Origin of the sequence: Bradyrhizobium sp. JR4.3, from assembly GCF_040547695.1 — a bacterium.
GTDB lineage: Bacteria > Pseudomonadota > Alphaproteobacteria > Rhizobiales > Xanthobacteraceae > Bradyrhizobium > Bradyrhizobium canariense.
In genome coordinates, this window is sequence record NZ_JBEPQF010000076.1 from 1 (window position 1) to 9,735 (window position 9,735).

The 9,735-nt window shown below is 63.0% G+C and carries 6 protein-coding genes and 5 pseudogenes; 9 read left to right on the forward strand and 2 right to left on the reverse strand.

The genetic code is table 11. The annotated features are described in order from the left end of the window. Positions 1-1,229 precede the first annotated feature (1,229 nt). Both ABIB91_RS41390 and ABIB91_RS41395 read right to left on the reverse strand, forming a co-directional pair. Positions 1,230-1,418: a hypothetical protein gene (locus ABIB91_RS41390; protein WP_354172923.1), complete on the reverse strand. Its 189-nt coding sequence runs from the start codon at positions 1,416-1,418 to the stop codon at positions 1,230-1,232. A gap of 57 nt (positions 1,419-1,475) precedes the next feature. Beyond that, a complete protein-coding gene (locus ABIB91_RS41395; RefSeq protein ID WP_354172921.1) occupies positions 1,476-2,045 on the reverse strand; it encodes a GNAT family N-acetyltransferase in 570 nt (189 codons plus the stop codon). A gap of 997 nt (positions 2,046-3,042) precedes the next feature. Between ABIB91_RS41395 and ABIB91_RS41400 the strand changes: the two are divergent. The 9 genes and pseudogenes from ABIB91_RS41400 to ABIB91_RS41440 all read left to right on the forward strand — a co-directional run. Continuing rightward, positions 3,043-3,900: pseudogene (locus tag ABIB91_RS41400) on the forward strand (site-specific integrase). A 20-nt stretch (positions 3,901-3,920) separates the two neighbouring features. Next, positions 3,921-4,140 (forward strand): annotated as a pseudogene (locus tag ABIB91_RS41405) (transposase zinc-binding domain-containing protein); the annotation flags it as partial. A gap of 307 nt (positions 4,141-4,447) precedes the next feature. Continuing rightward, the gene (locus tag ABIB91_RS41410; protein WP_354172917.1) at positions 4,448-4,927 is read left to right on the forward strand and encodes a site-specific integrase; all 480 of its coding nucleotides are present in this window, start codon (positions 4,448-4,450) and stop codon (positions 4,925-4,927) included. Between the two features lie 20 nt (positions 4,928-4,947). Then, on the forward strand, positions 4,948-5,832 hold the full coding sequence (locus ABIB91_RS41415) for a tyrosine-type recombinase/integrase (protein ID WP_354172915.1): 885 nt from the start codon (positions 4,948-4,950) through the stop codon (positions 5,830-5,832). Between the two features lie 35 nt (positions 5,833-5,867). After that, positions 5,868-6,420, forward strand: a pseudogene (locus ABIB91_RS41420) (tyrosine-type recombinase/integrase). Further along, entirely contained in the window at positions 6,417-7,406 is a 990-nt protein-coding gene (locus ABIB91_RS41425; RefSeq protein WP_354172913.1) for a tyrosine-type recombinase/integrase, read from the forward strand. The pseudogene ABIB91_RS41420 and the gene ABIB91_RS41425 overlap by 4 nt, the downstream one beginning before the upstream one ends. 104 nt (positions 7,407-7,510) lie before the next feature. Then, positions 7,511-8,448: pseudogene (locus ABIB91_RS41430) on the forward strand (IS91 family transposase); the annotation flags it as partial. Between the two features lie 416 nt (positions 8,449-8,864). After that, positions 8,865-9,296, forward strand: a pseudogene (locus tag ABIB91_RS41435) (IS630 transposase-related protein); the annotation flags it as partial. Then, a partial coding sequence (locus tag ABIB91_RS41440) for a transposase (RefSeq protein ID WP_354172912.1) occupies positions 9,181-9,735 on the forward strand: 555 nt, incomplete at its 3' end. The pseudogene ABIB91_RS41435 and the gene ABIB91_RS41440, both read left to right, overlap by 116 nt.

A 9,735-nucleotide genomic window follows, 5' to 3' on the forward strand; every position in this document is an offset into this window, starting at 1 on the left:
CGCTGTCCAATCCCATCACAAACCTCCGTCCAAGCCGGAGGCTTCTTCGCATAGTTATCCATATCCCGAAGCAAGGGTTCCGGCTAAGCGCTTACTTTTGCGCTCGTTGCCCGTGAGTTGGCCGCGATCATTTGGGGCGCGGGCGAACGGTGGTGAAGGGCCTCGGTTGGCCGGCTTTGCGCCGGCGGTGGTGATGCCAGACCGACCTCCATCTCATCGACCGCTCTGGCGGCGCCGGCGAACTGGCGAATCGAGATTGTCGTCGGCAAGGTCACAAGTGATCGTGGACGCCAGCGTTGATATGGCCGCGTCGTCTCGGGTGTTGGACCTTCCGGAGCAGCATAGTCCCAATAGCGGCAGGCGCGAGACCCTGGATCGCGACCGTCGCACCAGGGCCTGCGTTGCTGATGCAGGAGGTTTCGGGCAGGATCGTTTGCCGGCAAAGTCGCGCAGGCAAGCTGATCGAGGCGCTTGGCACGACGGGGTTTGGAGTGTCGTTCCAGGCCAAGCGGCTGGACCTGGCAATCTGGCCTCCCACCGTGGACGCGTGCTGTCACCTCAACACAGTTGGGGACCACAGAGCGCGGGACAGATTGCGCAAAAATTCCGCGAGATTGCAACATCCCAGGCCAAATCGCCAAATCTCGGCTCTTGTGATTCCATCCGGGCATGGCAGACAGTTTTGCGAGGCGCCCGCGGAAGAAGTCGCGTTGCATGCGGCGCTGCTTGCCGCGCGCGCCGTACTCGCCATTGTTTGCGCCCGACACTCCGACGACCGACGACCAGGCGCTGATCGCTCATCTGAAGCAGATCGAGAAGCTGAACCGTCATTCTAATGACTCTCGCTCGGAGGTGCCACCCGGCTGCCGGATCAACTAATTGATGCTGGAGTAACTCACCGGCGAAATCGCCGCCGCTAAACCCGAGCATGCGACAACGGTGGCATGATTTATTCACCGGCGGCCATCCCCGGATCGTCTGCCCGCGAGCGCGTGACCGTACCAGGACCTATCTCGTGCGCCTGCTGAATCGGTGCGCCGTTCTCCAAAACGCTGGAGGTCATCCCGCATCCTAGAGGGTGATCGAGCATGTCCAGGAGAAGTATACTTGCCGTGACTGCAAGAACATCAAGTAGGTATCGGCGCCGTTCCACCTCATCGCGCCCAGTTGAGCCGGTCGCACCGTTTTGGGAATGGTGCTGTTTGGGACGTTTGGCCAACACCGAGCGCTCAAGCGGTAAGGCGAACGCTGTGCCAAGGAGGCGTGCCGATCACCGCATCTTTGCGGGTGCTTTCCATTGACTCCGGATCACAAAATCCCCAGTTGTGCCAGGCAAATGGCCACAACGCGGTCGGCCAGAGCGGCCAGATGAAGAGTTTCAGCAGCAGATTGAGCCGCCGCGCTGTGTCCTCGTCCACTGCTGCACGAGAATTGGCTGGAGCCGCGCCAGAGGACTTGCAATCCGCCGACTCTATTTAGCCAATCTGGCTCAGTGTGGCCCAATGCACCCGCAGGACGGCTTTTCCACGAGCTGCCGGAAGCTCAGCACCGCGCTTCTCGACTACGCGACCCCCAAGCCTCTTATAGAAGCGGAGACCGGCCTCATTTGCTTCGAAGACCCACAGATAGAGGCCCAACTTGGAGTTGGTTTCCGAGAGTTGACCAACAACAGAACGGAAGAGCTTTTCGCCTATGCCTTGAGCGCGAGCCTCGGCGACAACGTGAAGGTTGTCAACAAGGCTCCCCCAAACGGGGGAGAATTCGCGATAGCAACAGATAAATCCCAAAATTCGCCCACTTGTGCCAAGAGCGACGTCGACCAGCTGATTCACGCCCCGATCACACAGTCGTGCCGACCAAAGTGCAAATTGGCACGCTTCGATCTCGTCACTTAGGAATTTCGGGTCAAGAATACGTGCGTAAGTATCACGCCAACTCGCAACATGGATCGTTGCGATCTGCGCCACGTCCGCTTTGTTTCCACATCGAATTACCACGCTTTCTAAATTCGTTTGCTTCTTTGCCGGCACACCCGTCATCTCCATTGCAGCCCAGCATCATCATACTACTCGACGTCCTGACCATCAATCAAACGTACCGTAGGCCTGATCAGCAAATGCAGGCGGGCTATATCAGGATACATTGCATTGAGGAAGATGGCGGCGGTTGCTATCATTCAGCCAAACAGCCGCAGGACAGGTCAACCGCTATGCCAACCCGCCATCTGCTGGCTACCTATAAGCACCGCTTCGAGCCCAGCGACTGAGCTAAATTGAAGAGCTCCCGTGAACTCCCACGCGCTGGACGTCTTCGGCTGATCACTGATGCCTCAGTCACTACAGGGTGCCTGCAGCACACGCTAGGAGATTTGCTTCGTGTCGTCGGCTCAGGGAGATGACTGCCGCGCTTGGGCCGCGATCAGTCCGAGGGACTCGCCGCAGCGCACGCGCAGCATTAAGAAACGGAGGCTTTTCGGTCGAATGCCGATCACAATTGCGAAGCAGTACTGATCGGCGGTAGCTCACGGTCGATCAACGCGACTAGCTTTGGCCACGCTGCGACGTCGGCGAATGGCCTTGTCTGGCTTGTGTACCGACCAGTTGCTAGGACTAAAACGGCTCCAGGGCCGAGGCAGCGAAGCGTCCCAATGGCCGTGTCGAGACAGCATCGATCAGTATTGTGACGGCCCGAGCAAGGAACCTGACCAGATATGCTACAAAGGAGCCTGCATGAAGCGGGACAAAATACGGCGTTGAGTCTCAACCATGAGATCTGGGTGTGCGCGGCGCGTCAGATTTTGCGCTGTTCTTTAATTTTCGCAATCGTCTTCTTCAATCTATCACCGCCAAGGCCGACCGCTTCGCAAGTCCGCGTCAGTTTACCGCAGGTGCTCGCGGTACTGCGTACTCCTTCATCGATTGCTGTGCGACGCTCGGGGCGGGCGTAGTTGTCGGGCGCGTCCCCTAGCCCTGTGGTGTAGATCGCCTCTTGGCTGAGAGGATGTGGGCGTTAGAGCCCTCCCCCTCAGACAGGAGTATCGAGATGGCCGATTTGAGCCCTCTTCGCCGCCGCATGATCGAAGACATGACCGTCCGCAATCTGTCGCCGGCGACGCAGTGATCCTACATCGGCGTGGTTTCGAAGTTCAGCCGCCATTTCGGCCGATCGCCTGACCGGTTAGAGCTGGAAGACGTCCGCGCCTTCCAGGTGCATCTGGTCTCGACCGGCATCTCATGGCCGGCGCTGAACCAGATCGTCTGTGCGCTACGGTTTTTCTACGGCGTCACGCTCGGTGAGGCGCTCATCCCGGAGCACATTCCCTGTGCGCGAGAACCGCGCAAGCTGCCGGTCGTTCTCAGCGCCGACGAAGTGGTTCAGTTCCTCGAGGCCGTGTCCAGCCTGAAGAGCCGCGCCGCGCTCACCACCGCCTATGCGGCCGGGCTCAGGGCCTCCGAGGTCGCGGGACTGCGGATCGAAGACATCGACAGCGCGGCGTCATCCAGGTGCGCCACGGCAAGGGGCGCGAAGGATCGCAACGTGATGCTGTCGCCCCAGCTGCTGGGCATCCTGCGCACCTACTGGCGGCTCGCGCGGCCGCGGCTTTATCTGTTCCCTGGTCGTGACGAAGAGCATCCGATCGATCAGACCGTGTTGCACGCCGCCTGTCGGTCGGCGGTGAAGGCTGCGGGCCTGACCAAGCGCGTCACGCTCCACACGCTGCGCCACAGCTTCGCGACGCATCTTCTCGAGAACGGAACCGATATCCGGATCATCCAGGTCTTGCTCGAGCACAATAATTTGTCGTCGACAGCGCGCTACACGCAGGTCGCCACCGATACGATCCGGGCGACGCAGAGCCCGCTCGATCGCCTGTCGCTGGAGGTGACGCCACCTGGATGATCCGCGGCGGGATGCGGGTGATGATCCGCCCCGACAGCCGCGCCAACAGGCCCGCCATCGAGATTGCCGATATTCTGCGCCGGCATGGCGACACCTGTCGCCGTGTACATGCCGGTCATCTCGGTCGGGTCGAGCGGCGCGTGATGAGCGCGATCGTGGCGTGCCGGACCGAGGCGCTCGGCGGCCCACATGGAGGCTTGCGACGACTGCGGCACGAGACGCGTCGCCTATAATTCCTGTCTTATGGGCAAAGCCGGTAATGGGCAGCTGGCAATCGCAATCACCGTATTTTCCTGTGTATTGCCGCTCTCGAGCTCTCCATTACAAGTCGCCCGTGCGGCCCCGTCGGGTCGGCCACCGATGGCCGGTCACATACGGGGACGAACATGTTGGAAACGTACTTTTCGGCGGCGAAGATGCTGGGGCATTTGTGCAGCGGGCCGAGCGGGCCTTACCTTGACGGTTTGCAGCGGCACTGGAGCAGCAAGGCTATGGTCCCGAGACAGCGGTACGCTATTTGCGAGCGGCGGCTCACATCGGCCATGTCATGACCGAGCAAGGCGCGGGCCTAACGGACGTTGATCTCGCCGCGTTCGGCGAGCACCTGCGCACCTGCCGGTGTCCACGCGCCAAAGGCGGCCGGCGCAACCACCACACCATCTACGGGGCCAGGCTCTTTCGTCGGCACCTCGTCGAGCTCGGCGTTTGCCGGTCCGCGGCCGTGGGGGCAGCATCCGCCGAGCCGCAGCTGGTCGCCGACTTCAAGACGTGGCTGCGCAAGCATCGCGGCGCATCCGATCCCGCCGTCAGGCTCTACGCCCGCGACGCCGCGGGCCTGATGATGGAGCTTCGATCTGACCCGGCCGGCTGGAGGCCGAACGATGTCCGCAGCTACTTCCTGGAGCGCGCGAGCAATAGCGGGAGTGGCACGATCGAGAAGATGACGACGAGCCTGCGGGCTTTCCTGCGGTATCTCGCAGTCGCAGGCCGTTGTCAGGCAGGTCTCGACGGCGCCGTTCCGGCCTAGCTCATTGGCAGCTTGCCGACATGCCCCGGTATCTGTCGACCGAGCAGGTCGACCGGCTGATCGCTGCCTGTGACGGCGACGCCGGCGCGCGCCGGCGTGATCGTGCGATCGTTCTTTTGTTGGCGCGCCTCGGCCTGCGGGCCGGTGACGTGGCGCAACTGCGCCTCACCGATATCGAGTGGCAAACAGGGTCGCTGCGGGTCTGCGGCAAGTCGCGCTACGAGGTCCGGCTGCCGCTGCCGCAAGACGCGGGGATGCGATCGCCGCCTACCTCGAATGCCGGCCGTCTACCCGCCGGAGCGATCTCTTGTTCCTGCGTACGATCGCGCCGTGCCCCATTCCGACGAGGCGACGGCATCTCGTCGGTGGTGAAGCGCATCATGAAGCGGGCCGACATCGTGGCGCCGGTCAAAGGGGGCCACGCTCTGCGGCACACCGCGGCGACCGAGATGCTGCGCCATGGCGTGCCGTTCGACAAATTCGGACTCGTCCTTCGGCATCGCCGGCATCGACACGACGGCCTATTGCGCAAAGGCCGACGTCGCGCTGCTGAAGCAGGTTGCTCAGCCCTGGCCGGAGGCGCTCTGATGCTCGACGCCATCGAGACCTATCTCGCGCTCCGCCGCGCCACGGGCTTCGCGATGTCGACCGCGGAGTACCTGCTGAAGAGCTTTGCGGCCTTCGCGGCCGAGCGCGGACAAACGTACGTCGAGACCAAAAAACAGCGATCGACTGGGTCGCGCTCGGACCATCCGTCGCGCAACGCGATGCACGGCTCAGAGCCGTCTGTCGCTTCGTACGCCACGTCCGGGTGGAGGACGTCGGGCACGAGCTGCCGCCGGCAAATCACTTCGGCGCCCGCAAGAAGCGTCGCACGCCGCACATCTACACGGCAGACGAGATGAGTCGGCTGGTTGAAGTTGCGCTGCGGCTTCGGCCAATGTGCGGCTTGCGCCCGCACACGCAAGCGACCTTGATCGCGCTGCTCTCAGCCACCGGGCTCAGGATCTCCGAAGCCCTGAAGCTGACGATCGCTGACGTGACCCGCGACGGTCTGCTGATCCGCGAGACCAAGTTCCGCAAGACGCGACTGGTGCCGCTGCACGACACGGCAGCCGCCGGCTTGCAGCGATACCTGGCACGTCGTGAGCCCGGCGCGGACGATGATCCGATGTTCATCGACAAGCGGGCGGCCGCTGCGCTACATTGCCGTCAAGGAGACCTTCGACAGGCTCGTCGACAAGGCTGGCATCAGATCGAGGTCGGCTCACCGTCCTCGCCTGCACGATCTGCGGCACACGTTTGCGGTGCGCGCGCTGCAAGGCAGCCCTACCGGCCGAGGCCGCTGCGGGGCGCACATGGCGGCACTCGCGACTTACATGGGTCACGTCAACATCTACGCGACCTACTGGTATCTCGAGGCCACGCCCGACCTCTTGCGCGATGTCGCCACGGCCGGCGAAGCGTTCGTGTCCGAAGGGAGGTCAGCATGACGCCGATCGCTCCCCTCATCGAGACGTTCCTGCGCGACACACTAGCTTGCCAGCGGGGCGCCAGCCGGCACACGAGCGACTCCTATGCCTCGAGCTTCCAGCTGCTGTTCGTGTTCGCCGCCGACCGGCTCAAGGTCAAACCATCGGCGCTGACGCTCGAGCAGATCGATGCCGGGCTCGTCAACGCCTTCCTCGAGCATCTTGAGGACGAGCGCAAAAACGCGGCCGTGACGCGCAACGTTCGCCTGGCGGCGATCAAGTCGTTCTTCCGCTTCCTCGAGTACCGGCAGCCGGCAGCGCTCGAGCAGATCCGCCGTGTACTGGCGATCCCGTTCAAGAAAACTGACACGCGCCTGGTGCCCTACCTTCTGCGCGAAGAGCTCCAAGCCGTGCTCGACGCTCCCGATCCGGCGACCCGCGATGGCATCCGCGATCGCGCAATGCTGCACGTGGCCGTCTGCGCAGGGCTGCGCGTCTCCGAGCTGACGGGCCTCAAGGTCGATGATATCGACCTGCCGTCGATGAGCATCCTCGTGCTCGGCAAGGGACGGCGGGAGCGGACCCTGCCGTTGTGGAAGCCGGCGGCCGCTGCACTGCGCGCCTGGCTCGCCATCTGTGGGCAGGTCGCGACACCTGAGGTGTTCGTCAACGACCGTGGTGAGCCGCTGAGCCGATGGGGCTTTGCCTATCTGCTCAGGCAGCACGCCGCGACTGCGGCTCGCAAGCAGCCCGGTCTCGCCAAGAAACGCGTCTCGCCCCATGTGCTCAGGCACACCTGCGCGATGGTCGTCCTGCAAGCGACCGGGGACATCCGGAAGGTGTCGCTATGGCTGGGCCACGCCACGCTGACGACCACCGAGGTCTACACGCGCGGCGGTCCGACCGAGAAGCTCGATGCGATGGAGGCGATCGTGCCGCCCCACCTGCGGCGCGGCGTCTTCCAGCCCACCGACAAGCTGATCGAACTCCTCAGGCGTACCTCGTAATGGAGAGCGGGGTTGGCGGTGATTAGTGCAGGAGCGCGATCAAGTTGCCGCCAGCTCCCCATTACCGGCTTTGCCCATAAGACAGGTAATGGGTGTCGCCCATTACCTGTCGCAACCGGCACTGTCCGAAGTGTCAGGGGCCAACGGGCCGCGTGGCTCGCTGCGGGAGAAGCCGACCTGCTGCCGGTTCCCTATTTCCACGTCGTCTTCACACTGCCGGCTCCGATCGCCGCGATCGCCTTTCAGAACAAGGCCATCGTTTATGCGATCCTGTTCAAAGCCGCCGCGGGGGCAGGCGCTGACGCACCATCCCCACGTCCACTGTGTCGTGCCGGGCGGCGGCCTCTCGCCCGATAGCGCGCCGCGCTTGATCGCCAGCCGACCAAACTTCTTCCTGGCCGTCAAACCGCTCGCCCGGCTGTTCAGACGCCTGTTCCTCGAACGTCTGACCGCTGCCTTCGACACCGGCATCCTGAACTTCTTCGGCGATCTCGCATCCCTCGCCGAGCCTGCTGCCTTCACAGCCCACCTCGTCGCCATGCGGCGCATCAGCTGGGTCGTCTACGCCAAACGGCCGTTCGGCGGCCCCGCGCAGGTGCTGGCCTATCTCGGCCGCTATACCCATCGCGTTGCAATAGCCAACAGCCGGCTCGTAGCCCCCGACGAGGATCACGTCGCCTTTACCTGGAAGGACTACCGCCAGAACGGCACGACAAAGATCATGAAGCTCAAGGCCGACGAGTTCATCCGCCGCTTCCTTCTTCACACGCTGCCCGATGGCTTCCATCGCATCCGCCACTTCGGCTTCATGGCGGACAGCCATCGCGCTGCCAAACTCGCCCTTTGCCGCAAACTTCTCGATCGTGAGCGGACAGCGCCAAACGATGGCGAGCCGTCGCCTGCGGAGTCGGACGCTCTGACGTGGCCCAAGGCTCCCGCCTGTCCTGAGTGTGGTGGCGTCATGCGCATCGTCGAGCGCTTTCGACACAGCTTCAACGGCTCCAGTCCTCAAACATCCCCGTTCCGGTGCGATACATCGTGAGCCAAGTCATGCCGTGCACAACGATCGCCATTCGTCATTCCGCTCCCAGCGTCTCTATCATCGCGGACGCTGTCGAATCCGTGCTGCCATACGGCGCGACAACAACCGTCCGATGCAGCAAAACGCCTGTCGCGATCTCCGGCAAAGCGCGCCTGATCTCAACTGTTCCCCGATGCACACATCTCGCAGCTCTGCCTCACGTGCCGAGCCGGCAGACCGGGCCTTGCGATCTCCAACAATCCCCATAGCTGCAAAACCGCGCATACCCGCCCGCGCCTTCGTTCAATCCGGCTTCAATGAGGTCGCGTAACTGCGCATGCCGCGCCAGCGCGTGAGCGCGACCTCACAGAACCCTCCAGATTCCCAAATCAGTGTGTCTCTGATTCACCATGCGGGCTGGGCGGAGGCCAGCATGGATGGGCAAGCCTTACTCTCTCGATCTGCGCAAGCGGGTGGTGGCGGCGATTGAGGGCGGAATGTCCCGCAATCAGGCCGCCAAGCAGTTTGGAGTGGCGATCAGCACAGCGATCGCCTGGATGAAGCGGGTTGATGAGACCGGCAGCGTTGCTCCTGGCCAGATGGGCGGTCACAAGCCGAAGGCAGTTTCGGGTGACCACGCGGTCTGGCTGTCGCAACGGATCAAGGACGGCGACTTCACCATACGCGGGCTCGTTGCCGAGCTTGCCGGGCGTGGCCTGAAGGTCGACTATCACTCGGTGTGGGACTTCGTGCATGCCGAGAAGTTCAGCTTCAAAAAAAGCGTGGTGGCTGGCGAACGCGATCGTCCCGACGTGGCACGGCGGCGATCCCAGTGGACAAATTACCAAGGTCGCGTCGAATCTGAGCGTAAGCGTAGAGCTGAGGCCCTTCAGATTGTTTGTGCGCAGTCCTAGCAGCACCGTTAGAAGAGTCATCCTGGGCAAGGGTGCTCACAATGGACGACCATTCGGACAGACGACCGCTGTCTCCGTCGAAGTGTATGCTGGAGTAGGCCGTAAGCAGTGGCCGGATGATTTGAAGGCCCGAATTGTCGCGGAAAGCCTTGAGCCGGACGCGGTCGTAACAGATATTGCACGCCGGCATGGCTGCCGACCACAGCAGGTGCATGACTGGCGGCGCCGGGCGCGTTTAGGTCAACTCGTGCTGCCAGCTGCGGCGGGTGCACTGTCGTTCGTGCCGTTGGTGTCGGAATCGTCGCCATCGGCGGCTGCCGCGCCGTCCGGATCGTCGGAAGCTGCCGCTGTTACGGTTGAGTTCCTGGGGGCCCGGGTGGAGGTGCGGGGAACG